The 26,718-nt window shown below is 66.0% G+C and carries 23 protein-coding genes; 15 read left to right on the top strand and 8 right to left on the bottom strand.

What is annotated here, in order from left to right; genetic code table 11:
• Positions 1-20: 20 nt before the first annotated feature.
• Positions 21-3,290, bottom strand: coding sequence for a BTAD domain-containing putative transcriptional regulator (locus tag ACZI8Q_RS12865; RefSeq protein ID WP_463373929.1), 3,270 nt, complete (start codon positions 3,288-3,290; stop codon positions 21-23).
• Positions 3,291-3,602: 312 nt separating this feature from the next.
• Here ACZI8Q_RS12865 and ACZI8Q_RS12870 point away from each other — a divergent pair, with 312 nt between their 5' ends.
• Entirely contained in the window at positions 3,603-4,772 is a 1,170-nt protein-coding gene (locus tag ACZI8Q_RS12870; RefSeq protein WP_463373930.1) for a lipase family protein, read from the top strand.
• Here ACZI8Q_RS12870 and ACZI8Q_RS12875 read toward each other — a convergent pair.
• A complete protein-coding gene (locus ACZI8Q_RS12875) occupies positions 4,769-5,872 on the bottom strand; it encodes an NAD(P)-binding domain-containing protein (protein ID WP_463373931.1) in 1,104 nt (367 codons plus the stop codon). The genes ACZI8Q_RS12870 and ACZI8Q_RS12875 overlap by 4 nt on opposite strands.
• 71 nt (positions 5,873-5,943) lie before the next feature.
• Here ACZI8Q_RS12875 and ACZI8Q_RS12880 point away from each other — a divergent pair, with 71 nt between their 5' ends.
• The 14 genes from ACZI8Q_RS12880 to ACZI8Q_RS12945 all read left to right on the top strand — a co-directional run bounded on the left by ACZI8Q_RS12880 (position 5,944) and on the right by ACZI8Q_RS12945 (position 19,725).
• Positions 5,944-6,675 carry an enoyl-CoA hydratase gene (locus tag ACZI8Q_RS12880; protein WP_463373932.1) on the top strand — a complete coding sequence of 244 codons (732 nt, stop codon included), beginning with the start codon at positions 5,944-5,946 and terminating at the stop codon, positions 6,673-6,675.
• Between the two features lie 60 nt (positions 6,676-6,735).
• Positions 6,736-7,848 (top strand): MBL fold metallo-hydrolase, encoded by a 1,113-nt coding sequence (locus ACZI8Q_RS12885; protein ID WP_463373933.1) that lies wholly within the window; start codon positions 6,736-6,738, stop codon positions 7,846-7,848.
• Between the two features lie 151 nt (positions 7,849-7,999).
• Positions 8,000-8,254 carry an antitoxin gene (locus ACZI8Q_RS12890; RefSeq protein WP_463373934.1) on the top strand — a complete coding sequence of 85 codons (255 nt, stop codon included), beginning with the start codon at positions 8,000-8,002 and terminating at the stop codon, positions 8,252-8,254.
• 164 nt (positions 8,255-8,418) lie between these two features.
• The gene (locus tag ACZI8Q_RS12895) at positions 8,419-9,636 is read left to right on the top strand and encodes a lipase family protein (RefSeq protein WP_463374046.1); all 1,218 of its coding nucleotides are present in this window, start codon (positions 8,419-8,421) and stop codon (positions 9,634-9,636) included.
• On the top strand, positions 9,633-9,998 hold the full coding sequence (locus ACZI8Q_RS12900) for an MmcQ/YjbR family DNA-binding protein (RefSeq protein ID WP_463373935.1): 366 nt from the start codon (positions 9,633-9,635) through the stop codon (positions 9,996-9,998). Before ACZI8Q_RS12895 ends, ACZI8Q_RS12900 begins: the two co-directional genes overlap by 4 nt.
• Complete coding sequence (locus ACZI8Q_RS12905) at positions 9,995-11,212, top strand: sensor histidine kinase (RefSeq protein WP_463373936.1); 1,218 nt, start codon at positions 9,995-9,997, stop codon at positions 11,210-11,212. The genes ACZI8Q_RS12900 and ACZI8Q_RS12905 overlap by 4 nt, the downstream gene beginning before the upstream one ends.
• Before the next feature lie 81 nt (positions 11,213-11,293).
• Positions 11,294-12,118: a LytR/AlgR family response regulator transcription factor gene (locus ACZI8Q_RS12910; RefSeq protein ID WP_463373937.1), complete on the top strand. Its 825-nt coding sequence runs from the start codon at positions 11,294-11,296 to the stop codon at positions 12,116-12,118.
• The gene (locus tag ACZI8Q_RS12915; protein WP_463373938.1) at positions 12,115-12,486 is read left to right on the top strand and encodes a hypothetical protein; all 372 of its coding nucleotides are present in this window, start codon (positions 12,115-12,117) and stop codon (positions 12,484-12,486) included. Before ACZI8Q_RS12910 ends, ACZI8Q_RS12915 begins: the two co-directional genes overlap by 4 nt.
• A gap of 9 nt (positions 12,487-12,495) precedes the next feature.
• Complete coding sequence (locus tag ACZI8Q_RS12920) at positions 12,496-14,199, top strand: sodium/solute symporter (RefSeq protein ID WP_463373939.1); 1,704 nt, start codon at positions 12,496-12,498, stop codon at positions 14,197-14,199.
• Positions 14,200-14,352: 153 nt separating this feature from the next.
• Complete coding sequence (locus ACZI8Q_RS12925) at positions 14,353-14,715, top strand: DUF485 domain-containing protein (protein WP_463373940.1); 363 nt, start codon at positions 14,353-14,355, stop codon at positions 14,713-14,715.
• A gap of 5 nt (positions 14,716-14,720) precedes the next feature.
• Complete coding sequence (locus ACZI8Q_RS12930; protein ID WP_463374047.1) at positions 14,721-16,346, top strand: solute symporter family protein; 1,626 nt, start codon at positions 14,721-14,723, stop codon at positions 16,344-16,346.
• 100 nt (positions 16,347-16,446) lie between these two features.
• Positions 16,447-17,619: an alpha/beta hydrolase family protein gene (locus ACZI8Q_RS12935; RefSeq protein ID WP_463373941.1), complete on the top strand. Its 1,173-nt coding sequence runs from the start codon at positions 16,447-16,449 to the stop codon at positions 17,617-17,619.
• 52 nt (positions 17,620-17,671) lie between these two features.
• Positions 17,672-18,103, top strand: coding sequence for a type II toxin-antitoxin system Rv0910 family toxin (locus ACZI8Q_RS12940; RefSeq protein WP_463373942.1), 432 nt, complete (start codon positions 17,672-17,674; stop codon positions 18,101-18,103).
• 32 nt (positions 18,104-18,135) lie between these two features.
• On the top strand, positions 18,136-19,725 hold the full coding sequence (locus ACZI8Q_RS12945; RefSeq protein WP_463373943.1) for a substrate-binding domain-containing protein: 1,590 nt from the start codon (positions 18,136-18,138) through the stop codon (positions 19,723-19,725).
• A gap of 74 nt (positions 19,726-19,799) precedes the next feature.
• Here ACZI8Q_RS12945 and ACZI8Q_RS12950 read toward each other — a convergent pair whose 3' ends face one another.
• The 6 genes from ACZI8Q_RS12950 to ACZI8Q_RS12975 all read right to left on the bottom strand — a co-directional run bounded on the left by ACZI8Q_RS12950 (position 19,800) and on the right by ACZI8Q_RS12975 (position 26,705).
• Positions 19,800-20,729, bottom strand: coding sequence for a TAXI family TRAP transporter solute-binding subunit (locus tag ACZI8Q_RS12950; protein WP_463373944.1), 930 nt, complete (start codon positions 20,727-20,729; stop codon positions 19,800-19,802).
• On the bottom strand, positions 20,726-22,144 hold the full coding sequence (locus tag ACZI8Q_RS12955; protein WP_463373945.1) for a sensor histidine kinase: 1,419 nt from the start codon (positions 22,142-22,144) through the stop codon (positions 20,726-20,728). Before ACZI8Q_RS12955 ends, ACZI8Q_RS12950 begins: the two co-directional genes overlap by 4 nt.
• Position 22,145: 1 nt before the next feature.
• Positions 22,146-22,805 carry a response regulator transcription factor gene (locus tag ACZI8Q_RS12960; RefSeq protein ID WP_463373946.1) on the bottom strand — a complete coding sequence of 220 codons (660 nt, stop codon included), beginning with the start codon at positions 22,803-22,805 and terminating at the stop codon, positions 22,146-22,148.
• Between the two features lie 23 nt (positions 22,806-22,828).
• On the bottom strand, positions 22,829-24,220 hold the full coding sequence (locus ACZI8Q_RS12965; RefSeq protein WP_463373947.1) for an MFS transporter: 1,392 nt from the start codon (positions 24,218-24,220) through the stop codon (positions 22,829-22,831).
• A gap of 203 nt (positions 24,221-24,423) precedes the next feature.
• Positions 24,424-25,536, bottom strand: a complete 1,113-nt coding sequence (locus ACZI8Q_RS12970; RefSeq protein ID WP_463373948.1) for a CaiB/BaiF CoA transferase family protein — start codon at positions 25,534-25,536, stop codon at positions 24,424-24,426.
• Positions 25,533-26,705, bottom strand: coding sequence for an acyl-CoA dehydrogenase family protein (locus ACZI8Q_RS12975; RefSeq protein ID WP_463373949.1), 1,173 nt, complete (start codon positions 26,703-26,705; stop codon positions 25,533-25,535). The genes ACZI8Q_RS12970 and ACZI8Q_RS12975 overlap by 4 nt, the downstream gene beginning before the upstream one ends.
• Positions 26,706-26,718 lie beyond the last annotated feature (13 nt).

Here is a 26,718-nt window from a genome sequence, read left to right on the forward strand (position 1 = left end):
GAGTCGGGTTGCGGCCCGCTTTACCGGCGATCCCGAACTGCGGCGATCCACTCTGTGCACCCGCAGCGTTCGGCCACCGTCAGGGCCTTTCCGTAGTGCGCCGCCGCCTGATCGGTAGCGCCCAGCAGGTGGGCGAGATCACCGAGAATCGTGTCGGCAGGGCCGATGCTGAACCCGCCGCAGTCCGCGCCGGCCACTCGGCCGGAGTACGGAAGCAGGTCGCGATAGGCCGCAGCGGCTTCCGCCTCCTCAGCGAGTGTGCAGATGACGATTCCCCGGATCCCGGTCAGTAACGAGTGGAAGAAGTCTCTGCGGACCGGACGTAGCACCGAGCGAGCGGCCCGGGCCTCACTCTCTCGTCCAGTGGCATGCAGGATGAGTGCGAGCAGGTCGGCTACGACGTCGGGTGCGTCGCTGTCGACCTCGCGGATGAGGGGCTCGAGTTCGGCCAGCCGACCCTGAGTGAGACGCACAGTGAACAATCCCAACGCCAGGACGTTGTCCGCGTCCAACCCGGCACGCTCGAGCTTGCCGTGAGCGGTTCGGTAGTGCATCTCCGCCGACCCGAGGTCGCCGGTCATGTGCGCGAGCAGTGCGTGCGTGATAGCGCCCGTTCCCTGTGCTTGTCGCCACCCGTACCGGTACGCGAGAGCCAGCCACGAGTCCAGGTGTGTGCGAGCCGTCTCGGTGTCACCGATCCCCGCCGCGTCGTTTGCCTTCACCGAGTGCCCCAACATGGCGAAGACAGGTGCGTCGCAGCGATTACCGACCTCGATCAGTTCGTCGCCGACGTTCCGGCCGGTGATCGGCGACATACGTAATCCCGCGGAATAGAGCGCATTCGACGCCAATCCGATCAGCCGCGCATCGCCGGTGCGCCGAGCCAGCACCTCAGCCTCGCGGGCTGCGGCGCCGCAGCGGTCGGAATCTTCACCGATCACTTCTTCGACCAGGGCGGTCAGTAACCGGCAGCGCTCGGCGCCGTCGAGGTCCGGGATGCGCAGCAATGACTCGATCTGCTCGACGACTTCGGTGTCCAGGGCACCGTAGCGACGGTTCAGCCACGGCGTAGGCGTGTCGGAGAACGTGAGGGTGTCGATCATCAACAGGGGGTCCCCGGCGGTGCGGGCGATCTGCAGGCCCCGATCGCGGGTGAGCATCGCGTCCCGGCCGAATCCGGCCGCCAACTGAGTCCGCCCGATCCGGTTGTAGAGGTCGACCCATTCCTCGGCGCCGGCCCGGTCGTCTGCCGGCAGTACGCCCGCGGCGGCCTCTGCGTTGCGCAGGAACCCGATTGCGCCGTCGTGTGCATAACGGGATACGGCCTGGTCCGCAGCGGCAAGGTTGTAACCGATGGCGCGGCGGGCGGTCGTGGTGGACAACGCTTCGGCGAAGTGGTGTGCCAACGCTGCGTAGTCGTGTGGCCGAAGGCGTTCGAGCGCTTCGCCGACCCGAGCGTGCCAGCGACTACGGCGTAACCGCGTCAGATCCGAGTACAGGGTGTCCCGGACGATCGCGTGCGCGAAACGCACAGTGCCCACCGAGGGTTCGTCGAGGAGTCCTGCTGCGACTCCGAGTTCCAACGCGTCGAACACACTCTCCGGATCGTCCTCCGCTGCACTCGTCAGTACCTCGACCTCGACTTCACGGCCCACCACCGACGCCAGCTGCAGTATCGACACGACGGTTTCGGGAAGACGAGCCAAACGTCTGCGCAGGACGTCGCGAACACCTTCGGGAACATCGGAGAGTGCCACGAGTGCGCCTTCGCTGGCGAGAAGCCGGGCACTTTCGCGCAGATAGAAGGGGTTACCGCCGGTCCGCTCCGCGAGCGCATCGAGAACGGTCTGATCAGGATCGGTGCCGGACACTCGGCGTACCAGTGCGGCGGAGTCGGAGGCGTCCAGGCCGGATAGGCGTATCCGGGTCGGGTGCAGTTCGGCCAGGTCGGCGAGGGCGTCGTCCAACGGGGCCGATTGGACTGGGCGATAGGCGATGACGATCACGAGATGCTTGCACTCGGCGGCCACGCGACCGATCAGAGCCGCGGTCTCACGGTCTGCCCGGTGCACGTCGTCCACGATCAGCGCGAGCGGACCACGTATGCTCACGTCGTCGAGATAGTCGACCACGGCTCGATGGAGTGCGAATCGCCCGACTTCGGCATCGAGCCCCAGCTCGCTCGGGTTCTGCTCGTCGAACTCGCTGGACTCGGTCTGTGCTGAATCGGACAAGGGAGACAGGGCTCTCGACAATGCTCCGGGGTCCGAATGGCGACGCAACGAACGCAGTATCTCTACCCACGCCCAGGCTGGAGGTGCCCCGTCCACTTCCGGGCAACGTCCCACGGCCACCGTCCAATTCGACGCGGTTAGTTCTCGGGCAAGTTGCTGCATCAGCGCGGACTTTCCCGAACCTGCGTCGCCGACAACGGTGACGATCTGTGTCGAATCCGGTTGTGCGGCGTATCGGAGAGCATCCATCTCGGATTCACGGCCGAGAAATCTCGGATCGGTCGATCCCGCCTCTCGCGCCGCTGACGTTCCGGTGAGGATGTGCTGTTCCAGCCGGTCGAACGAGGGCCCCGGGTCCAATCCGAGGTCATCGACGAATCGCCTGCGAGCGGTTCGCAACGCAGCCAGGGCATCGGCGGTTCGACCGGAGCGGTGCAGCCCGGTCGCGAGCACCTTCCATCCTTCCTCGCGAAGCGGCTGTTCTCGGGTGAGGCGTTGCGCCTCGATCACGGCGGTCACGAGGTCGCCGGACCCCAGCGCGGCAGCCGCGAACTGCTCTCGTGCAGCCGAGTGCACCTCGTCCAATCGAGCCACCTCCGGCGCTGCCCACAGTCTGTCCGCGAACTCGGCATACGCAGGCCCGCGCCACAGATCAAGAGCTGACTGCCACAGAGCAAGGGCAGAGTCGGGCGTTCTCGCGTCCGCGGGCGGGCGGGACCGCACGTGGGACTCGAATTCCCAGGCGTCGACGTCGTGCTCGGCAAGGGTCAGCGCGTAACCAGGCGGTCGGCTGACGATTACCGCCGACGGCGCTCGTGGCGGGCGGTCCGGTTCGGTTGCTCGGCGAAGGTTGGACACGTACGCATGGAGTGTCCCGACTGCGCGAGTAGGTGGGCTTCCGTCCCATATGTCCTCGACGAGACGGTCGACGGGCACCACTTCACCACGGGCCACGAGCAATCGTGCGAGAACAGCACGTTGCCGGGGCCCGCCCAGGTCGATAGGCCCCCTTGCCCCCACGGCTTCGAGCGTGCCGAGCACGCGAATCCGAACCACCGTTCGATCGTAGTGGCCGCAATCCTTTCAGCACGCGCGCCTTGCCCCGGAGCCGATCGAGGAAGTTCGGGGGGAGTGCGTTCCTGATCCATCAGTTCGTTCTCGGCCTGCGGACCGTTGGCTTTCCGGATGCAGCGTCCGATTCGCCCACACGATCGCTGCCGGATACAGGGCTTCGATCTCGTGGACGCTTTCGCGGCCGTCGTATTCCGGTCAAGTAGACAGATTTCGAGGTCCGCGCTCGACATTGGCCTATCAACTTGTCTGTTCGTACGGGCTACGTCGGTCATGCGCTCCGGTTACTGTGGTTTCATGCGGCGACTATTCATGCTCGTGGCAACATTCATCTCGGCGGGGCTCCTTCTGATCGCATCACCTGGCATGGTCATGGCGGCACCGGCGGTGGGCACTGTTGTCGAGTCGTCCGAACTGCCGCGCGAATTGTGGCTGGACGGCACGGGGGAAGCACACCGAATGACCTATCTGACGACCGATCGGCGGGGCATCACCCGGTCCACAGGTGTCGTCTACGTCCCACCAGGTCAGCCCCCGGAGGGAGGGTGGCCGGTGATCGCCTGGGCCCACGGCACTGTTGGTGATTCCGACTTCGATGCGCCGTCCGTCAAGGGAGAGGACGTGCGCACCCGCGACTACGTCGCGAACTGGCTGGGGCGCGGGTACGCGGTGGCGGCAACCGATTACGTGGGGTTGGGAACCCCAGGCGTCCCGCCGTACCTGGACGGTCGGACTGCTGCGCACGCCGTGATCGACTCGGTGCGGGCCGCCCGCGAGATCGAGCCGAGTTTGTCGTCGCGGTGGGTCGTGGTCGGGCTGTCGCAGGGCGGACACGCTGCCGTGTTCACTGCGCAGATGGCGACCGAATATGCCCCCGAACTGGACTATCTCGGAGCAGTAGCGACCGGTGTGCCGTCCAACATCGAGACCCTCGCACCGTTCGCGGGTCCACTGTTTCCGCCGGCGATCTTGTCCGGTCTCACCAACTTCATGACGTTCGTGATTGCCGGGATGCGTGATGTGTACCCCGAACTGGACATCGACAGCTATCTGACTCCGCTGGGCCGTTCGTTGGTCGATGCGGCCCCCAAGCTTCCCTACGCGGAATTCAAGAAGCTCACCGAAGGTGTGTCGGTGGCGCAGATGCTGTCCCGTTCACTCAACGAACCGGATCTGCAGGCCGCCATTCGTGACTACTTGGCGGTGCCCGTGTCCGGATTCGACAGGCCACTGTTCATCGCGCAGGGCATCGCCGACCGGGTGGTGCCGTTCCCGTTGACACTGAAGCTGGTCCACGACATGCGTGCTGCCGGATCGACGCCCGAATTCCGGATGTATCCGGGCGAGCACATCCCGAGCATGTTCAATGCAGAAGCCGATCAAGTGGCGTTCGTCGACGAACTGTTCGAAGGGAACAGTGCGCCGACAGTGCCCGGGTCCAGCTCTCTCTTCCCTTCGGGCTCCTAGTCGAGGCCTAGATGTCGGGTCAGCTCGTGTGCGGCCGCCCGGCCGGCACGGTTGGCACCGACGGTCGATGCGGAGGGGCCGTAGCCGACGAGGTGAATTCTCGGATCGGATGCGACCTGGGTGGCGAGCCGTCCGGTCATCGTGATGCCACCGCCGGGCCCCCGCAGACGCAAGGGTGCCAAGTGATCCAGCGAGCTGCGAAATCCCGTGCACCACAGGATGACGTCGACGGCACGGGTGGTGCCGTCCGGCCAACGAACACCTTCCGGGACGATTTCGTCGAACATACGGAGACGGTTCATCACGCCACGTTCGCGGGCCGCGCGGATCGCGGGTGTCAGTGGCAGTCCCGTCACCGAAACGACAGATCCCGGCGGAAGTCCCTTGCGTACCCGATCTTCGACGACGGCGACTGCGGCGCGGCCTCGTTCCGGGGTGAACGGCTCGTCACTGAACACCGGCTCGCGTCGCGTGACCCACGTGGTCTCGGTGACCTGTGAGATTTCGTCCAGGAGTTGAATCGCGGAGATGCCGCCGCCGACGACGAGGACGTGCTTTCCCTCGAACTCGGCGGCGGTGCGGTAGTCCTTGGTGTGCAGTTGTCGGCCGGAGAATGTTTCTGCCCCGCGAACATAGGGGAAGAACGGCCGTTCCCACGTACCGGTGGCGTTGACGAGGCCGCGTGCGTAGTAGTCGCCGTGATCGGTTTCGATGCGTAGTCGCTCCCCGCGATCGCAGACGATGCGGGTGTGCACGGGTCGGCGGATCGGCAGATCGAACTTCTCTTCGTAGGTGGCGTAATAGTGCGGCACGGCGTCGGATGCGCGAACCGACAGATCGTCGTCGATACGATTACCGTCGATGGTGTCGGCGAAACCGAGGCCGGGCAGGTCGTGAACGCCGTTGACCGTGGTGAGGGTGAGTGACGGCCAGCGGAACTGCCACGCGCCTCCGGGGGTGGGGGCGTGGTCGAGCACGACGAAGCCGCTGTCGTGTCCGGCCTCCGAGTCGTGACGCGCCACAGATCGCCGCAGATGGTAGGCGGTCGACAGCCCGGCCTGACCTGCACCTATTACCACTATTGCGACGTCGGTAACCATGTATGTCATAACCTCCAATTGCATAATCTCCCACCGGACGACAATTTCCACCAACCAGAAGGTGAGCGGACATGATCGGCACGAGTCGCGACGGTGACGTGTGCACTCTCGAACTGCAGCGTTCCGATCGAAGGAACGCCCTCAACGCCGACATGTGTGTCGCACTGCGCGAGGCGGTGACGGCCGCAGCAGCAGATGCGGCGAGGGTGATCGTGCTCACCGGTGAGGGGTCGTCGTTCTGTGCGGGCGCAGATCTGTCGGGTGGTGTGTATGCCGACGGATTCACGGACACGCTTCTCGACATGCTGCACACGATCGACTCGGTGCCGATTCCCGTCATCGCCGCGGTGAACGGGCCGGCGATCGGCGCGGGCAGTCAGCTGGCGCTGGCGGCGGACCTGCGGGTGGTTGCCCCCGAAGCCCGCTTCGCCATACCCGCAGCGAAGATCGGCATCTCCGTCGACCGCTGGACGGCGCACCGGTTGACGCTGTTCGTCGGTGGCGGCCCGGCCCGCGCGATGCTCCTCGGGGCGGAGGACATGCAGGCAGACGAGGCATACGCCCGGGGGCTCGCGAACAAGCTCGGTGACCTGTCGGTGGCCCAGGAATGGGCACAGAAGATTGCCGCACTCGCCCCACTGTCGCTCCAGCATCTCAAGCTGGCGCTCAACGACGACGGCACCCGCGACGATGCGCCCGAGGACCAGATCGAGGCACTGCACGCGGCATGGAACAGCGAGGACGCGAAGGAAGCTCGCGTGGCGCGTCAGGAGAAGCGCCCACCCGTGTTTCGCGGAAGATGACGCGCGAACTTTTTTCATTACAGTCGTGTACATAGCCAGTGCTGACGTGAAGGTGAAGCTGTGAAGGTGAAGAGTGCTCTGACGGCCGCTGCCGTGGCCGGTGTCGCAGGTTGGGTGGCCTGGGCGTCGTGGGGGATACCGGGCCAGATCGGTGCGTCCAGTTCGAAGGTGAGTCCATACGCGGGTGCCTCACCGCGGTATCGGGGCCGAAGGTTTCACAACACCGACCCGTCCTCGGATGCGCCCACCCCGAGTGGAGGACTGTTACGGGACGCCCTCACCCGCCGCTGGGCCGGGCGTCCGGCCGGGCAGGTGCCGCTGGTGGCGTCGGTAGCACCTGATGTGGCCGCAGATGTGGCGGTGACCTGGTACGGACATTCGAGCGTCCTCGTCGAGGTGGACGGATACCGGGTGCTCGCCGATCCGGTGTGGAGCGAGAGGGTGTCCCCGTCTGCGGTCGTCGGACCCGCTCGATTGCACCCCGCGCCGATCGCGCTCGAGGATCTGCCCCATGTCGACGCGGTCGTGATTTCGCACGATCACTACGATCACCTCGACAAGGCGACGGTGCACGATCTCGTCCGAACGCAGAAGGCTCCGTTCGTGGTTCCTTTGGGAATCGGCGCGCACCTACGGATGTGGGGTGTGCCCGAGGACCGCATCGTCGAACTCGATTGGGACGAGTCGACCACATTGGGGGGCCTCACCCTCACCTGTACCGAGGCGCGGCATTTCTCGGGCCGAGGTTTCGAGCGCAACACCACTCAGTGGGCGTCGTGGGTGCTTGCGGGCCCCGTCCGGAGAGTGTTCTTCGGTGGCGACAGCGGCTACACGCCGCGATTCGCCGACGTCGGCCGCCGGTACGGACCGTTCGACATGACGTTGCTGCCCGTCGGAGCGTACGACGAACGGTGGTCGGACATTCACATGAACCCGGAGGAGGCCGTGCAGACACATGCGGACCTCGAACTGGGCAACGGGACTCTCGGGGTGTTGGTGCCCATCCATTGGGCAACGTTCAACCTGGCCTTCCATCCCTGGTCGGAGCCGGTGGACAGGCTGATCGAGGCTGCGGACGAAGCCGGTACCACGGTGGCTGTGCCGAGACCTGGGCAGCGGATCGACGGTCTCGATCCGGCACATCCGTCGCCGTGGTGGATGCGACTGGCGTGATGCCCAGCTCAGGGTGCTGATCGAAGTGTGGATAACGCGTACGGCTTGATCGGAGTGGTAGCGCCGGTATCGCGAAGATGTTTGACTGGGGCCAGCGTGGGACGACCATCCCACGAGACGTCATGTGTACGCACTGAAGAGGGAGAATGCGATGAGCTTCATGGACACAGTGAAGGGCCTGGTCGGAAAAGGTCGGGAAGCCGCTTCCAAGAACTCCGAAAAAGTGCACGGCGTCGTCGACAAGGCGGCAGCGACGGTCGACGAGAAGACCGGCGGAAAGTACAAAAGCCACATAGACAAGGCCGCCGATGCAGCGAAGAACTACGTCAAGCCGCAGGACGAGCCGGGCGGACAGCCCCCGCAGGGCGGCCAGCCGCCGCAGCCCCCGAAGCCCCCGCAGGGCTGATTCCCTCCCACTTACCCGACCGATGTCACACGGGTTCAGTTCGGCTGAACCCGTGTGACATCGGTCTTTCGGGTTGACGAAGTGGATGAAAGGATCCACCGGTGAATCGCGATCGAACAGGACGGAACGCGTCCCTGCCTGCCCGTGTGAACGCGGCCGCGATAATGGCAGGGGTTCTGTTGACCGGAGCCGTGTCGTGCGGGTCGGACACCTCCGAGACGGACACTTCCGAGATCGCGGGCGCACCATCGTCTACGACGTCGACGTCCGCGCAGTCGCTCGCTCCCGCTCCGGTCGGCGACGAGCGCGGCGCGGTGCTGAGGCAGGCACCGTTTCCGGGGGTCACCGGGGAGATCGAGGAAACGGGGGCGACCGTCACGACGGTGACCTACCGGTCCACTTCGGGGATCGAGAAGTCCGGAACCGAGGTGGTGGGCACGATCTTCACGCCCGCCGGCCGGGCACCCGCCGGCGGATGGCCTGTGGTGACCGTGGGGCACGGGACCACCGGCGTCACCGACGAGTGTGCCCCGTCTTCGTCACCCACGTTGTTGGGAACGGCGGATGTCGTCGGTCAACTCCTGGAGCGCGGATTCGTGGTGGCCGTATCCGATTACGAGGGGTTGGGTACCGACGGCCCGCACCCGTACCTCGAGCCGACGACCGCGGCCTACAACCTGATCGATGCCGTGCGGGCTGCCCGAAATGTCGTTCCTGCCGCCTCCACACGGTGGGCGGCGCTCGGAGTGTCTCAGGGCGGGCAGGCGTCGTGGTCGGCCGCTGAACATGCCGACGATTACGGCGACGGTCTCGAGTTCGTGGGATCGGCGAATCTGTCGCCGGCCGCTGATCTGACCGGGATCGTGGACGGTGACGTCGCCGACGAGATGACGTTGCCGCAGAAGATGTTTCTGCCGTACCTGCTCGAAGGTCTGCAGCTGCTGCACCCCGAGATGGACCCGTCCGACTATCTGCGGGGTGCTCTCGCCGAGAACCCGGACACGGCGCTCTCGTGCGTGGGTGCGATGCTCACCGAGAAGTGGAACGTGGCTACCCGGATGCGCCCAGAAGACACGGTCCCCCGAACTCCCGCTGACGCCCTGCGGATGCGGAAATGGCTCGAGGACATCGCATTGCCGCAGGACAAGGCTGCCGGACCGCAATTGGTGGTGGTCGGTGCCGGCGACAACCTGATCTTCCCGGAGTGGACGGAACAGGCGGTCGAACAGGCGTGCGCGAACGGTGACGTGATTGCGTTTCGTACCAGGACCGGTGAGGGACACGCTGATGCGCGCGCGATTCCCGGCGCAGTGCAGTGGGTGGCCGACCGCTTCGCCGGAGTGCCCCCGGAGAACACCTGTCAGGAAGGAAGCGGGTCGTGACCGAATCGCCATTACAGCGCCTCCGCGCGTTGTGCCTGTCATTACCCGAGGCAACCGAACGCGTCAGCCATGGTGAGCCCGCGTGGTTCGTCCGCAGGTCCCCGCTGTTCGTCACGTTCGCGGACCGGCATCACGACGACCGGCTCGCCTTCTGGGCAGCGGCACCGGCAGGCGCCCAGACAGACTGGGTCGCCCGGGACCCGGAACGGTTCTTCGTGCCGCCCTATGTGGGCGGGCGAGGGTGGATAGGTGTGTACCTCGACACCACCAGAACCGATTGGGATGACATCGCCGATATCGTGGACGACGCATTTCGGACCGTGGCACCCCGGGCCCTGGTGGCTCGAATGGACTCCATGTGACGGTCACGGTGGTGGTGCTGCTCGTGGTCCTTGTGGTGGTGCCGACCACGATCGCGGTGATCGTATGGATGCGTACCCGACGCGAGTTCACCACCCCGCACGAGCGTGCGGTACACGACACCCTGCACACGGCTTCGTCCGCCGCACGTTCACTGCGCAGGGGGCTGGACGCAGCATCCGCGGGAGAGGCGGCGCCGCACCTGCGCGCACTGACCGCGGCCCAGGCGGTCGGTATCGCCGACGCAGACGGCGCAGTGCTCGCGTGGAACGGTCCACATGAATCGATGGCCGCGGTGTTCGGTGTGGAGGCCGTGCGCGCGGCGATGGACGGGCGCCGCAAGCTCGTCGCACACGTGGACGACACCGACAGTGCCGGCGTCGCCACCCGTTGGTCATTGATCGTGCAACCGTTGTGGATCGAGGACACCGGCGTTGCGGGAGTTCTCGGTGTGCTGAGTGCGGATGAGCCGACGCCGGGGATGCTCAGCGTGGTGACCGAGGTCGCGAGCTATGCGTGCAGCCAGATCGAGTTGGCCGACCTCGATGCGTCGCGGGCCCGGCTGGACCGGGCGGAGGTGCGTGCGCTGCGCGCCCAGATCAGCCCGCACTTCATCTACAACGCGCTGGGTACCATCGCGTCGTTCGTGCGTACCGATCCCGAGCAGGCCAGGGAACTGGTGCTCGAGTTCGCCGACTTCACCCGGTACTCGTTCCGCACGACGAGTGAATACACGCAACTGGCGGAGGAACTGCGCAACATCGACCGGTACCTCACCCTCGAGCGCGCCCGGTTCGGCAGCGGGCTCCAGGTGACGTTGCAGGTGGCACCGGAGGTGCTCAACGTGGTGTTGCCGTTTCTGGCCCTGCAGCCACTCGTCGAGAACGCGGTGCGACACGGCATCGCCGCGAAACCGGAAGGCGGAACCGTCACCATCGTGGCGGAGGACGAGGGAACCGATTGCATCATCAGCGTCGAGGACGACGGAGTCGGCATGGACGCCCAATTGTTGAGGTCGGGGGCATTGGATGCCGAGGCCGACGACGGCGCTGGCACGACGGAATCGGCCCACGTGGGCCTGTCCAACGTCGACGACCGGCTCCGGGCCGCATTCGGTAACGACTACGGGCTGGTCGTCGAAACCGCGCCCGGAGCGGGGACGAAAGTCAGCATGCGAATCCCCAAGTTTCGTCCGGGTATCCGCCCGGGTTCGTGAGCCGCGTCACGCGCGAGCGGGCGGCATGGCACCATGAGTTCGTCGTGAGTGAGGTCGAGCAGTGAACGAAGAAGAACATCAGTGAACGAAGCAGAGCCGGGGTCGTGTGTGGACCGTCTGACAGTGCTCGCAGTCGACGACGAGAAGCCGGCCCTCGACGAGTTGGTGTTTCTACTCGACCGCCAGTTCGCCGTCGATCAGGTTCACGCCGCCGCCGACGCCACCACCGCATTGCGGGTACTGCGTGACGGTGGTGTGGATGCGGTGTTTCTGGACATCAACATGCCCGGTCTCGACGGCCTCGAGCTCGCTGGAATCCTCGCGAACTTCGCGGCACCGCCGGAAGTTGTGTTCGTGACCGCGCACGACGATCGTGCCGTCGCCGCCTTCGATCTCGGTGCCGCCGACTACCTCCTCAAGCCCCTGCGGGAGGAGCGTTTGGCGGAGGCCGTGCGTAGGGTCCGCGATCGCCTTCGCGACTCGCTGCGCGGCCAGGGCCGGCGTGCGGGCCCCCGATCCGGTCCCGACGATGTGATTCCCGTCGAACTCGGGGGCGTCACGACCCTTGTCCCGAGGTCGTCGATCGAGTGGGTGGAAGCCGACGGGGACTACACGCGTATGCACACCGCCACCGGATCGCACCTGGTCCGCGTGCCGATGTCGGTCTTGGAGGCCCGTTGGGCGGACGCCGGCTTCCTGCGGGTGCATCGCTCGTACCTGGTGGCGTTGCCGTTGGTCACGGGGATCAAAACGGTGGGTACCGGCCTGATGGTGTGTCTGCGTTCGCACGGTGACGATCCGCCTACGGAACTCCCGGTCAGCCGCCGCCACACTCGGGAGTTGAAGGATCGGCTGGTGCGGGCGCCCAAGCAGTCGTGGTCGCCCAAGCAGTCGCGGTCACAATGAGTTCGCCGGCGGGTTCACCGAAACGTGAGCGCGTGGTGCTCGCGCAGCGACAGGGTGCGCGCCGGGTGCGAACCCGGGTCGAGGTGCAGGAGCAGACGTCGGTCGGTGACGTGATGATTCGTGGCCTGGTGCGTGCACAGTTGGGCTTGGCGTTGCGGCTGGCAGTGGTCGCCGCAGGGCTGCTGTGCGCGATTCCGCTGGTCTTTCATCTGGTGCCGGGGGTGTCTTCGGTGTCGGTGTGGGGGATTCGGTTGCCATGGCTGATCCTCGGAGCACTCGTCTACCCGCTGTTGCTGGGGGTCGGCTGGATCTATGTCCGTGGGGCCGAACGCAACGAGCAGGAGTTCGTCGACCTGGTGGACGACTGAGGCCGGCGTATGGATACGCAGTCGTTGCCGGTTCTCACCGTGGTCGCCGTCTTGGTCGCCTCGGTCGCCACGGTGGCCATCGGGGCCTACGGGGTCCGGTTGTCGCGCACCACCTCCGACTTCCTGGTCGCCTCCCGCAGTGTGGGGCCACGCTGGAATGCGGCGGCCATCTCGGGTGAGTATCTCTCCGCTGCTTCCTTTCTCGGAGTTGCAGGTCTCATCGCGAAGTACGGCCCGGACGCGCTGTGGTATCCCATCGGGTTCACCGCCGGTTACCTGGGTTTGTTGTTGTTCGTGGCGGCACCGTTGCGGCGATCCGGCGCCTACACGGTGCCGGACTTCGCGCAGTTCCGGTTGGGTTCGCGGCGGCTACGGAAGTTGGCGATGATCGTGGTCGCCATCATCTGTGCGCTCTATCTGATACCTCAGTTCCAAGGTGCGGGCCTGACGTTGAACATCCTTCTGGGTGTACCGAGTTGGGTGGGAGCGGCGGCGGTCGGCGCCATCGTGATCGCCAACGTCGGCGGCGGGGGGATGCGGTCGATCACCTTCGTGCAGGCGTTCCAGTACTGGCTCAAACTGACTGCCGTCGCGATTCCCGCGGTGGCATTGATCATGCATTTCGCCGCGGCGGACGATGCAATCGCGACGCCCGCTCCACCCACGGTATCCGAGCGCACCACCGTCGATATCAACACCGACGTCATCGTTCAGGTGTCGGAGCCGGTGGCCGTGGCAGGGCAGCGGTTGGAGCCTGGGCGGCACGAGTTGTCTGCGGGTACGACGTTGGTGCTCGAGCCGGGGGCCGCCGTGCCCGTGGTTGCGGGTGCCCCGGCAGACAACTCCCACTGGCTTGCCCCCGGGTCGGGATTCGGCGGTCGGCACCCGATGTATCAGGTGTATTCCCTGATTCTTGCGACGTTCCTGGGCACGATGGGGTTGCCGCATGTGCTGGTGCGCTTCTACACGAACCCGAACGGGCGGGCTGCCCGTTTGACGTCGTTGGCGGTCGTCGGTCTGCTGTCGGTCTTCTACCTGTTCCCGACATTGCTGGGGGTGTTCGCTCGCCTCTACGTCCCGCAACTGCTCATCACAGGGACGTCGGATGCGGCTGTGCTGCTCTTGCCCGGTTCTGTGTTCTCGGGGTGGGGAGGGCAATTGCTGGCCGCCGTCGTCGCGTCCGGGGCGATCGCCGCTTTCCTCTCGACCTCGTCCGGCCTTCTGGTCAGCATTGCCGGGGTATTGAGCACGGACGTGCTGCGTGGACGGGTGCGCGATTTTCGGGTGGCAGCAGTGCTTGGTGGCGTCGGACCCGTTGTGCTGTCCGTGGGGTTGGTTTCGCTGGACCTGTCGCGCACCGTCGGGTTGGTGTTCGCGGTTGCCGCTTCCACGTTGTGCCCACTATTGGTATTGGGAATCTGGTGGCGCGGTCTCACGGCGCCGGGGGCCGCGGCAGGTCTGCTTGCCGGTGGGGCGGTATCGGGCTCGGCGGCGATGGTGGCGGTACTGGGCGGATTCACCGACGACGTGTGGGGTGGTTGGCCGGCAGCGGTGGTCGCCTATCCGGCGGCAGTCAGCGTGCCGTTGTCCTTCGTGGTGATGATTGTGGTCAGCAAGGCGACGAAGGATCGGATACCTGCCGACATCGCCCGCGTCTTCACCCGGATGCACGCGCCCGAGCGGCTGGGAATGGGCGCAGATCGGGCGCCGTGACGTGTACACCCGCACTCGACCGCTCGTCGGGTGTGGGCGACCGCTCACCGCACACTCCGACGGCTCAACGTGTGACGGGCGACACCCACTACATATGTGATGTGCATCTCATTACGTTTGCGGTGTTCCACTTCCGTACACGAGGAGTTTGTAGTGACCGCAACCGATTTGGGCGAGGACATACCCGGCCGCCCGTCCACACCCGATGCTCGAGCGTTCGTGGACATGCAGGCCGGTCCCGAGTTTCAGGAACTGAGAAGCCGCCTGCGCCGGTTCGTGTTCCCGATGACCGGATTCTTCCTGACCTGGTATTTCACCTACGTGCTGCTGGCCACCTATGCACATGACTTCATGGCGACCAAGGTGTTCGGCAACATCAATGTCGGTCTGATCCTCGGACTGGGCCAGTTCGTCACGACGTTCGCGATCACCGCGATCTATGTCCGGTTCGCGAACCGTGAACTCGACCCGCGCTCGTCGGCGATCCGTGAAGAACTGGAAGGAACGGCCAAGTGACCAGCATGCTCGCAGCCGGCAGCGATGTCGGAAACCCGCTCTTCAACATCGCCATCTTCGTGGTCTTCGTGATCGGCACGATGACCTTGGTGATCCGAGCCAGCCGAACCACGAAGAAAGCCTCCGACTTCTACACGGGCGGCGGCCAGTTCTCCGGACCGCAGAACGGATTCGCGATCGCCGGAGACTACCTCTCGGCGGCATCGTTCCTGGGTATCGCAGGTGCCATCGCAGTGTACGGCTACGACGGATTCCTCTACTCGATCGGCTTCCTCGTCGCCTGGTTGGTCGCACTGCTGCTGGTGGCGGAGCTGTTGCGCAACACAGGACGCTTCACCATGGCCGACGTCCTGAGTTTCCGGCTGAAGCAGCGCCCCGTTCGTATGGCCGCAGCGCTGTCGACCCTCGTCGTGTCCTTGTTCTACCTCCTCGCTCAGATGGCCGGCGCGGGTGGTCTGGTCTCGTTGTTGCTCAATATCGACGGCACGGTCGGCCAGAGCATCGTAGTCGCCGTGGTCGGCATCCTGATGATCGTGTACGTGCTGGTCGGCGGCATGAAGGGGACCACTTATGTGCAGATGGTCAAGGCGGTACTGCTCGTAGCCGGCGCGGCGATCATGTTCGTCCTCGTCCTGCTGTCGGTGCGAGGAAACTTCTCGCAGCTCCTGGCCGACGCCCAGGCGATGGTCAGCAGCTCTGCGAACGAGACGGTGGCGCAGACGGACGTGCTCGCTCCGGGGGCGAAGTACGGCATCAGCGGTATGTCCAAGCTGGACTTCATTTCGCTCGGTATCGCTCTGGTACTCGGTACGGCAGGTCTGCCGCACGTTCTGATGCGGTTCTACACGGTTCCCACTGCCAAGGAAGCTCGTCGATCGGTGACGTGGGCGATTGGTCTGATCGGCGGGTTCTATCTGTTCACGCTGGTGCTCGGATACGGCGCAGCCAAGATGGTCGGACCCGACGTCATTCTCGCTGCCCCCGGTAGGGAGAATGCGGCAGCGCCGTTGTTGGCGTTCGAGCTCGGCGGGACGATCTTCCTCGCCATCATCTCGGCGGTGGCATTCGCGACCATTCTTGCGGTGGTGGCGGGCCTGGCGATCACCGCGTCGGCATCGTTTGCCCATGACATCTATGCGAGTGTCATCAAGCACGGAAACGCCTCCGAGGAAGACCAGGTTCGGGTTTCACGCGTCACTGTTGTGGTGATCGGTCTGGCATCGATCGTGCTGGGCATCCTGGCGATGGGCCAGAACATCGCCTTTCTGGTGGCGCTGGCGTTCGCAGTGGCCGCATCGGCCAACCTTCCGACGCTGCTGTATTCGCTGTTCTGGAAGGGTTTCAACACTACCGGCGCACTCTTCAGCATCTACGGAGGTCTCGTCAGCTGCCTCCTGCTGATCGTGTTCTCGCCGGCCGTTTCGGGGAAGGAGTCGTCGATGTTTCCCGGCGCCGATTTCTCGTTCTTTCCGCTGTCCAACCCGGGCATCGTGTCGATTCCGTTGGCTTTCGTCCTCGGCATCGTCGGTACCTACGTCGGGCGTCGGCGTCTCGAGGATCAGGCGAAGCAGGCCGAGATGGAAGTTCGGTCGCTCACCGGTGTCGGGGTCGAGAAGGTCGTCTCCCACTAGAGCGTCGGGTGTAGGGGCGTACCAGCTGTGCCGGTACGCCCCTACACCCTCGTGACCTGCTAATGTCCTCCCCGGACATAGTGCTTAGGTGAGGGTAACCATGCGTCGGAAACTTGTAGTCGCGCTCTGCGCGGTCGGCCTCGTTCTCTCGGGTGCAGGTACGGCACTCGCCCAGCCGCGGCCGGTGTTGCCGGATCCCGGCGGCGCCGCAATCGGTGTCACCGATCTGACCCTCGTCGACCACGACCGCCCCGATCCGTGGATGGCAGGGGCAGACCGCGAGATTCCGGTGACGATCACGTATCCGGCCTCCGACGTGAGCGGCCGTGAACTGTCCACCTACCTGCCGGACGCGGTGGCCTCCGGTCTCGGTATACCGACCCTGGCGGACCTTCGTACCAACGGCTACGCGGATGCGCCGGTGGCCTCGACCGGCGACCGGTCGCTCCCGGTCGTACTGTTTTCGCCGGGCTTCTACATACCGCGATCGTTCAACACCGTCCACGCCGAGGCTCTCGCAGCCCACGGCTACGTCGTGATCAGCATGGATCACACCGGCGACGCTCTGGCCACGGTCTTTCCCGACGGGCGAATCGTGACACCACGAATCCCGAACGCCTACTCGGACGCAGGGCTGCGTGGGGCAATCGATGCCCGTGTCGCGGATGCCCGGTTCGTCATGGACGTCGTCGACGACCTCGCGGCGAGCGGCGCCTCGGACGCGGTGTCACAACCGCTGCCGGACGGCCTGGCAGCTGCGGTCGATCCGTCCAGGATCGGAATGTTCGGACATTCGATGGGTGGGGCCACCACTGCCGAGGTACTCAGACTCGATCCACGGCTCGATGCCGGCGTCAACATGGACGGAGCGTTGTTCTACGGGAACGATGCGAGCCCTGCAGTGACGGAAGGAGTGGATCGTCCCCTGATGCACATCATCAGCTCGCTGCACGCGGAGAGTCAGTCGGGACGCGAGCGGTTCTGGAACCAGTACTTCGCCACACCTCGAGGGTGGAGCCGGGTGTACTCGGTCGAGAACACCGGGCACGGCAGCTTCACCGACGGCGAGCACTTCTTGCCCCAGAGCGTTCCGGATCTGCCGTTCTTCGAAATCCCCGGCGGACTCAGCTTCGGCACGGCGCCTCGGCAGCAGGTGATCGACACCACGAACGGCTTGCTGGCCGACATGTTCGACCACTTCCTGAAAGGTGTGGGCGTGCCGCACTTGGAGAACGCCGGCGAGCGGTACTCGCTGGTCCACGAGGTGCGCTGACACCTCCCGACTCGCTTTCATGTTCGCCACCCCGAACCGCTACTCTGCACGGGTGGCGAAACTCACGGTGAAAGCAGACGTACCACTGTCCCCCGATCAGACGTGGGGGCATGCGTCCACACTTTCCGAATTCGACCGGTGGTTCGTGGTTCACGACGGTTGGCGTGGTGAAATGCCGGACGTACTCGCGACGGGCACCGAATTGCAGTCGGTCGTCACCGTCAAGGGCATGCGCAATCGCGTCAAGTGGACCATCAAGGAATACACCCCGCCGAAGCGTCTCGTTCTCAAAGGTGCCGGGAAGGGCGGCGTCAAGCTCGGACTGCACCTCGAGGTCAGGGAGAAAGGGTCGGGTTCCGAGGTGGTGTTCACCGTCGAGCTCGGTGGGGCTCCGCTGTTCGGTCCGATCGGATCGGGCGTGGCCAAGGCGCTCGAGGGCGACATCGAGAAGTCGCTGAAGACGTTCGCAGAGATCTACGCCTGACCTGGCGTGGATCCGAGCAATAGGGGAGGGTCATGTCCGGTCGTCACACGGAGCCAGAGTTCCGTTCGTCCACGAAGTTTCCGCCCGTAGCGAAGTACGGTGCACTCGCTGTCGTCGCCATACTGCTGGTCGGCGTGGCTGTGTTCGTGGTGTCGCGGATGGGCGGCGGATGCAAGGACCCGGCCGGGTACACCGTGGCAGCGGACCCGGCGATCGCAGACGCAGTACAGAAGGTCTCCGCCGATTCCGACCCCAGTGACCTGGGATGCTCCTCGTTCACCGTGACAGCGGTGGAGGCAACGGACGTCACCCCGAACGGACCGGACGCGCCGGATCTGTGGATCCCGGATTCGACGATGCTGGTGGGCGAGGGTTCCGCTGCCACGCTCGTGAGCGAGTCGGTCGCGTCGACCCCAACTGTTCTCGTGACCCCCGAGGGCGGGCCGGTAGCGGGTGAATCCTGGTTGAGTGTCCTCCGGATGCCCGGGTTGACGCTCGGTGCCCCGCAGACCGATGGTGCGGCCCTGGCACCCATCGCCGGTGCGACCGTCGAGACGGAGGTGAGCGCCGGCGACCCGGAGGAGGTGTCGGAAGCGCTCGTCAAGATCGCGCAACAATCCGCCGACTCCGAAACAGCGGATGCGGCCGAACAGCTGAACGCCGTGCGGGAAACCGGTGGTGCCACGATCGTCACGGAGCAGCAGTTCGCTGCCGACGGAGGCGACGGCCTCACCGCATCCGTTCCCGCAACCGGCAGTGTCTTCCTCGACTATCCGCTGGTGGCCACGGGTGCCGATCGACGCAGCGCGGCGGAGGAAGCCGGTACGGCGCTGGCAGCGGCGCTCACCTCACCGGTCGGCGAACAGGTTCTGTCCGCAGCAGGTTTCCGAACGGTGGACCGAAGTCCGCTGAGCAACCATCGAGGCGTCCGGCCCGTCGTCCAACTGCGCACACCGGAACCTGCCGTGGTCGCAGAACTCCGCAGCGATTACACCGCGCTCGTGAAACCGTCACGAACGCTGATCGTGGAAGACGTCTCCGGCTCCATGAGCTACAACGCCGCGGGCACGACGCGCATGGGCATGACGGTGCGGGCAAGCGTGGATGGCAGCAAGCTGTTTCCGGACGCTGCCCAGGTTGGTTTGTGGTCGTTCTCCACCGGACCGAACAGCAATTATGCGGACTACACGGAGTTGGTTCCGATCGCCCGGTTGGACAAGGTGGTCGACGGTGCCACCCAACGAGAGCGACTGGTGGCCGGGATCCGATCGCTGCCGAACCAGATCGGGGGCGGGACGGGACTCTACGACACGACGCTCGCCGCTTTCCGGGAGGTCAAGGAAAACTACGACCCGAATGCGGTCAACAGCGTCGTCATCCTCACCGACGGCTCCAACGACGATCCCGGCAGTATCGGGCTCAGCGAACTACTGACCACACTGGAGCGCGAGCAAGACCCGGAGAAACCCGTGATCGTGGTGACCATCGGGATCAGCGAGGATGCCGATGCGGACGTGCTACGTCAAATAGCGGAGGCCACGGGCGGTTCGAGTCACATCGCGCGCGATCCCGCGGACATATCCACCGTGTTCGCCGACGCGCTCCTGAGTCGGGGCGACTGACCATCCGTCAGGGCTGCTAGGAGCGCAAGTCGGTAACGCGCCGGCGCCGCTCCGGCCGAACGGAGCCTGTTCCGTCAACCGTGGTGCCTTCGGTACGCCGCGGCCGCGCCCGGGTGCAGTGGCACGTCGTCGGTCACGATGAGCGACTGCCGGTCCAGGAACTGACTCCCGGTCGCCTGTGCCGGAACCAGTTCCGGGGCATGGTCGATGAGCAGATCGACCACCGCCCCGACGGTGTCGTTCGGCACCGACCGACGCACCAGGAGCAGGTTGGCCAGGCCGATGGTCGCGGCCGGCCTCGACTGCCCATAGGTGCCCGCCGCGATCACCACGGGCTCGTACTGCGGACCGAAGCGGGCCCGCAGTACCTCGAGCGTATCTGCAAGATCGAGCAGGCGCAGCGGCGTGCCCAACTCCGCGAACGACGGCGTCGGGATCCCGCCTGCCCACAATGCGGCGTCGAGGGAACCGTCGGCCAGCGCCCGCGCGGCGTCCGCCATCGACAGATGGACCACCTCGACACCACCCGCCAATCCTGCCGACTCGAGGATCCGCGCTCCCGTCGCCGCCGCACCGGAACCGTTCGCCCCCAGGCTGATCCGAGCGCCAACCAGCTGGTCGGTCGAGGTGACCGGGGAATCCGCCCGGACCCCCAGCTGCATGTAATTCTCGTACACCCTGCCGATCGCCGCGAAGTTGCCGCCTGTGCTGCGCGCCCGCACCGCCGCATCCGCGAGACTGAGGGCCATGTCGGCCTCCTGCGCACGCAGCATCTGCAGATTCTCGATCGACCCGGCCGTCGGGATCGGCGTGATCCGCACTCCCGCATCGGACCGCTCGGCGGCTCGGGCCATCAATTGCGCGAACTCCCAAAAGAATCCGCCCTCCTCGCCGGCCGCCAGGCGCAGTCGGACAGAGTGGTCCGCACCGGAGCATGCCGAGGATCCGACCGCCGCGGCACCCAGTGCCGCCACGGCGCACAGCAATTCGCGTCGACTGATCACGACGGCCCGCGCTCATCAGACGCCGGGGGGAGCCGCAGTGTCACCACGAGTCCGCGCGGCTCGGCCCCGGTGATCGTCAGGGCACCACCTTCGTTCTCCACCAGAGCTTGTGCAATGGACAAACCCAGCCCGGTGCCCACCTCGCCGGTGCTCGATCCGCGATAGAAGCGCGCGGAGAGCCGGCTCAGCTCGTCGGCATTCACACCCACCCCGTCGTCCGCAACGCGGACAATCGCGCCGGATTCGGCGTAACCCCAGGTGATCCGGACTCGGGACCCGTTGCCGGCGTACTTCTGTGCGTTGCTGAGCAGCACGTCCAGCACCTGGGTGAGGCGACCGGGTGGGAAATCCACATACACCGGCCCCTCGCCGGAGGGGGCCGTGGCGACGGTCATCTCGGCTTCCCCCAGTGCCGCCGACCACGCATCGACTCGGTCGGCGATTACAACGCCCAGATCACAGGCTCTGTTCTCCCGCCCTGGTTCGTCCGGCGATTCCGCCACCGCCAGCGCCAGGAGCCCGTCCAGGATGCCACCCAAACGATCGACCTCCACGGTCGTCCGGCGGTAGGTCTCGGTCGCGGAACCCGCGACGTGCGGCTCGAGTGAGTCCAATCGAATGCGCAGCGCCGCCAGCGGGTTCCGCAGCTGATGAGCAGTGTCGGCGATCAGGGTGCGCTGTGCCAGGGTCGAGCTGTCCACCGCAGCGGACATGGTGTCGAAGGCTCGCGCGAGAGCCCGCACCTCGGGCGGACCACTGTATTGCCGGGCTGGTGAGTGATCGCCGGATGCCGCCGGTGGCATCGGAACCCGCGCGGTGAGGTCGACTGCCTTCGCGGTCAGCTCCGCCAGCGGTCGTACCGTCCATCGGGACAGCGCGACCGCCAACGCGGACACGGCCACGAGGGCCCCCGCCGTGCCGAACGCGATGAGCAACCAGGCGGTTCGAATGTCCGCGCGCGCCGCGGCCGTCGACACGTCGAGGACCACGGCGCCGTGCACCTGCGCGCCCGTACCGACCGGTGCCGCCACCAACACCCGATCCGTCGACCACGGGGTCAGCGCACCGTCGATGCCCTGCGTCTGGTTCCGCAAGCCGGCGGCGATGGCATCCCCAACGCCCGGGTCGTCCGGTGACAATCCCGCCGCGGTGCGGACGGCGCCCTTCGCATCGACGACGAGGACCCCTTCGTCGAACAATGCGTGATACCGGTCCACCTCGGCATTCATCAATGAATCGCTCCCCGGCAGTTCTGCTCGCCCGGCCAATGCGGCGAAATGCGCCGCGTCCGCCTGACGCCCCAGCCGCAGCGACTGGGTCCTGCTCGCACTGGTCGCCAGTGCCAACGGTACCGCGAAGGCCACCACGGCGACGGTGGCGAACACGAGGAGCACGGCCAGTACGCGGCGTCGCACGTCAGGTTCCCCAGCGGTATCCGTAGCCGCGGATGGTCGAGATCAGCCCCGGCCGCCCGAGCTTCGTCCGCAGCCCCGTCATGTGCACGTCCAGCGTGCGCGAGATCGCCACGTAGGCGTCGCCCCACACCGCATCCATCAGTTGCTGCCGGCTCACCGCCGATCCCGGCCTCGCGACCAGCACGGCGAGCAACTCGAACTCCTTGGCGGTCAATCCAATCTGCTCGCCGGCCACCTCCACCCGGCGTGCTTTCAGATCGACGACGACGTCGCCCGAGACGATCTGCCGCAGTGGCTCCGGGGACTGGACCCGGCGCCGCTGGGTGACGACATCGACGCGTGCGAGTAGCTCCGCCAGCCGTGCCGGCTTCACCAGGTAGTCGTCCGCGCCGCCGCGCAGTCCGCGGACTACGGAACGTTCGTCGTCCCGCGCGGTGAGGATGACCACCGGAACGTCGCTGACGGCCCGTAGCTGCCGGAGCACCTGCAGGCCGTCGGCGTCGGGAAGGCCCAGATCGAGGATCACCACGTCCATAGCGCGGTGGCCGAGGAGGAGATCGGATCCGCGGCGCATCCGGACGGCCTCGTGTCCGTGGGCACCAAGCGCGTCGACGAGCGCATCGCCTACTCCGTCGTCGTCCTCGACCACCGCGATCTGCACGGCAGCAACTCCTTCCGCTCGGTCTAGCTCCGCGCGCCGACCAGCTCGGGCTCGTCGTTTTCAGCCACATCATTCTCGGCCAGGTCGTCCGTGGCCACGTCGTCCTCGGCCAGGTCGCGGTCCAGCGGCGAATCCTGGGACGTCTCCCGCATGAAGAAGTAGACGGTCAGCGACACCGCGATGCATCCCGTTACATAGTAGAAGAACAGCGACTCGTGACCGACCCCTTTGAGGGCCAGCGCCACCGCCTCGACCGTGCCGCCGAAGATCGCGACGGTCAGCGCGTAGGGAAGTCCGACGCCGAGCGCCCGGATCTTGGTCGGGAACAGTTCGGTCTTGACGATGGCGTTCACCGAGGTGTAGCCGCTCACCACGACAAGGCCCAGCATCATCAGACCGAAGGCGATCAGCGGGTTCGACGTGCCGCCGAGGACGGTCATGATCGGCACCGTCAGCAGGGTTCCGCCGATGCCGAAGAACATCAGCAGCTTGCGGCGTCCGATGCGGTCGGACAGCGCGCCGCCGATCGGCTGCAGGACGATGAACACCAGCAGCGCCGCGAAGTTGATCCACGCCACCGTGTCCTTGGAGATGCCCGAGGTGTTGATCATGTATTTCTGCATGTACGTGGTGTAGGTGTAGAACGCCACGCAACCGCCCAGGGTCAGCGCGCAGACCAGCAGGCACTCGCGCGGGTACTGCAGCAGCATCCGGATCGAACCGCCCTGCGTCGTGCGCGCATCGCTCCCCGAGCGGGCCGCTTCGGCCGTGAACGACTCCGATTCGTCCATCGTGCGGCGTAGCCACATCACAGTGATCGCACCGGCGGCGCCGATCACGAACGGGATTCGCCAACCCCAGGACTGCATGGCCTCCGCGGACAGGGTCAGCTGCAGGATGATCTGGACACCCAACGCGATCAGCTGACCGGCCACCAGGGTGACGTACTGGAAGCTGGCGTAGAAGCCGCGCCGACCCTTCGACGCCACCTCCGCGAGATATGTGGCGCTGGTGGCGTATTCACCCCCGACCGACAGGCCCTGGAGCAGCCGGGCGAGCACCAGCAGCACCGGTGCGATGATCCCGATGCTCTCGTACGTGGGCGTCATCGCGATGACGAGCGAGCCGGCGGCCATGACCGTCACCGACAGCGTGAGCGCGGAGCGACGCCCGTGGCGGTCCGCGTACATGCCCATGATCCAGCCGCCGATCGGCCGCATCAGGAATCCGACTGCGAATACCGCCGCGGTGGAGAGCAGTTGAGCTGTGGTGTCGCCGTCGGGGAAGAACGCCTTGGCGAAGTACACACTGAACGCCGCGTAGACGTACCAGTCGTACCATTCGATCAGATTGCCGACCGAACCTTTCAATACGTTGCCGATCACTCGGCGTTCACCTGTCGATTTCGTGCCCACTGACAAACTCCTTCCGATGCGTTGCATCACGTCTTGGAGTTCACTGTGCTTGTGATCACAGCGCTTCGGAAGGTCTCGTGTCGGTTCCTAACCTTCCCTTAAGACGGTCGCATCGAGGCCGGCGCGCACAAACGCGCGAACGTACCTTTCGTCCTGTTGGATCGGACGAAAGGTACGTTCACGCGATGGGACGGCGACCGGCGTCAGCCGTCCTCGTCCAGGCGCGGGGGTGCCGACCGGTAGAGCGGCGGTGTGGCGCTGAGCCGAATCGGGTTGGCCACCTGCCGTGTCGGTTGCTTCCTGCGTGGATCATCCAGCTCGACGACCGGTTCGAGGCCAAGCCGCTCGGCCAGGGCTACTGCATCGGCTACGTCGTTGAGGGGGCCGCACGGCACTCCCTCCGCGGTCAGATTCTTGAACCAGGCATCGGCGGCGTCCTGCGCGAGTGCGGCCGTCAGGTCCCGCACCAGTTCGTCCCGGTGCGCCACCCGCGCGCTGTTGGTCGCGTACCGCTCGTCCGATGCCATCTCGGAGACGCCCAGCACGTTGACCAGCGAACCGAACTGGCGGTCGTTGCCCACTGCCAGCACCAGCGGCCGGTCGGCCGTCTGGAAGACCTCGTACGGCGCGATGCTCGGGTGCCGGTTGCCCATCGCCTGGGGCACCACACCCGCGCTGACGTAGCCGGACGACTGGTTGGCCAGCGCAGACAGCAGCGACGAGAGCAGGTTCACCTCGACCCGTTGTCCCTCGCCGGTCCGGTCGCGGTGCCGCAGCGCCGCCATGATGCCCAGCGCCGCGTGCAGGCCGGTGATGACGTCCACTACCGCGACGCCCACCTTGGTCGGCGACCCCGGTTCGGGGCCGGTGATGCTCATCAGTCCGCCGACGGCCTGGATCAACAGGTCGTACCCCGGCATGTTGTTGTTGCCGCCGAACCCGGTGATCGAGCAGTACACCACGTCCGGGTTGGCCGCCCGCACCGCGTCGTAACCGAGCCCGAGCCGGTCCAGGGTGCCGGGCAGAAAGTTCTCCACCAGCACGTCCGCCCGCTCGACCAACTCCTGTGCCTGTGCCAGGTCGCCGGCGTCGCGCAGGTCGAGGGCCACCGACTGCTTGTTTCGGTTGACGGACAGGAAGTAGCTGGACTCGTCACCGACCCACGGCGGTCCCCAAGTGCGGGTGTCGTCGCCGCTGCCTGGGCGCTCGATCTTGATCACCTCGGCGCCCAGGTCCGCGAGCAGCATGGTGGCGTACGGGCCGGCCAGGACGCGCCCGAAGTCGGCGATCACCAGTCCGTCGAGGGCTCCACTCACCGGAATGCCGCCTCACCGGTCAATGCCTGCCCGATTACGAGCTGATGCATTTCGGACGTGCCCTCGTAGGTGAGCACCGATTCCAGATTGTTGGCGTGCCGGATCACCGGGTATTCGAGGGTGATGCCGTTGGCGCCGAGGATCGTTCGGCATTCGCGGGCGATGGCGATGGCCTCCCGGACGTTGTTGAGTTTGCCGAGGCTGATCTGTTCGGGGCGCAGCTGGTGCTTGTCCTTGAGTCGGCCGAGGTGCAGCGCGAGCAGTTGGCCCTTGCCGAGTTCGAGCGCCATGTCGGCGATCTTGGTCTGGGTGATCTGGAACGCGGCGAGCGACTTGTCGAACACCTGGCGGTCCCGCGCATAGTCGATGGCGGTCTCGAGGCAATCGCGAGCGGCACCCATCGCACCGAATGCGATGCCGAACCGCGCCTCGTTGAGGCAGCCCAGCGGCCCGGACAGGCCCTTGGCCTCCGGCAGCATCGCCGAGCCGGGCAGCCGCACACCCTCGAGCACCAGCTCCGAGGTCACCGAGGCGCGCAGCGACAGCTTGTTCTTGATCTCCGGTGCCGAAAATCCGGGGGTATCGGTGGGCACGACGAAGCCGCGCACGCCGTCGTCCGTGCGTGCCCACACCACGGCCACATCCGCGATCGAGCCGTTGGTGATCCACATCTTGGTCCCGTTCAGGATCCAGTCGTCACCGTCACGCTTGGCGTTGGTGCGCATACCGCCGGGGTTGGATCCGAAGTCGGGCTCGGTCAGGCCGAAGCAGCCGATGGCCTCACCGGCGGCCATCCGCGGCAGCCACTGCTGCTTGTGATCCTCGCTGCCGTAGTGGTGGATCGCGAACATCGCCAGTGAACCCTGCACCGATACCAGGCTGCGGATACCGGAGTCGACTGCCTCGAGTTCGAGGCAAGCCAGCCCGTACGTGGTCGCGCTCATCCCCGCGCAGCCGTAACCCTCGAGGTGCATGCCGAGGACGCCGAGCCCGCCGAGTTCTTTCGCCAGCTCGCGCGCCGGCAACTGCGCCGCCTCGAACCATTCCGCAACCCGGGGGCGAATGCGCTCGTCCGCAAACTTGCGCACGGTGTCGCGGATCGCGATCTCCTCGGGCTCGAGCAGGGTGTCGAGGGCGAACAGCTGGGCGAGCTTCTGGGGATCGGACATGAGGTTCCTCCTG

Source organism: Rhodococcus quanlei (assembly GCF_055231015.1).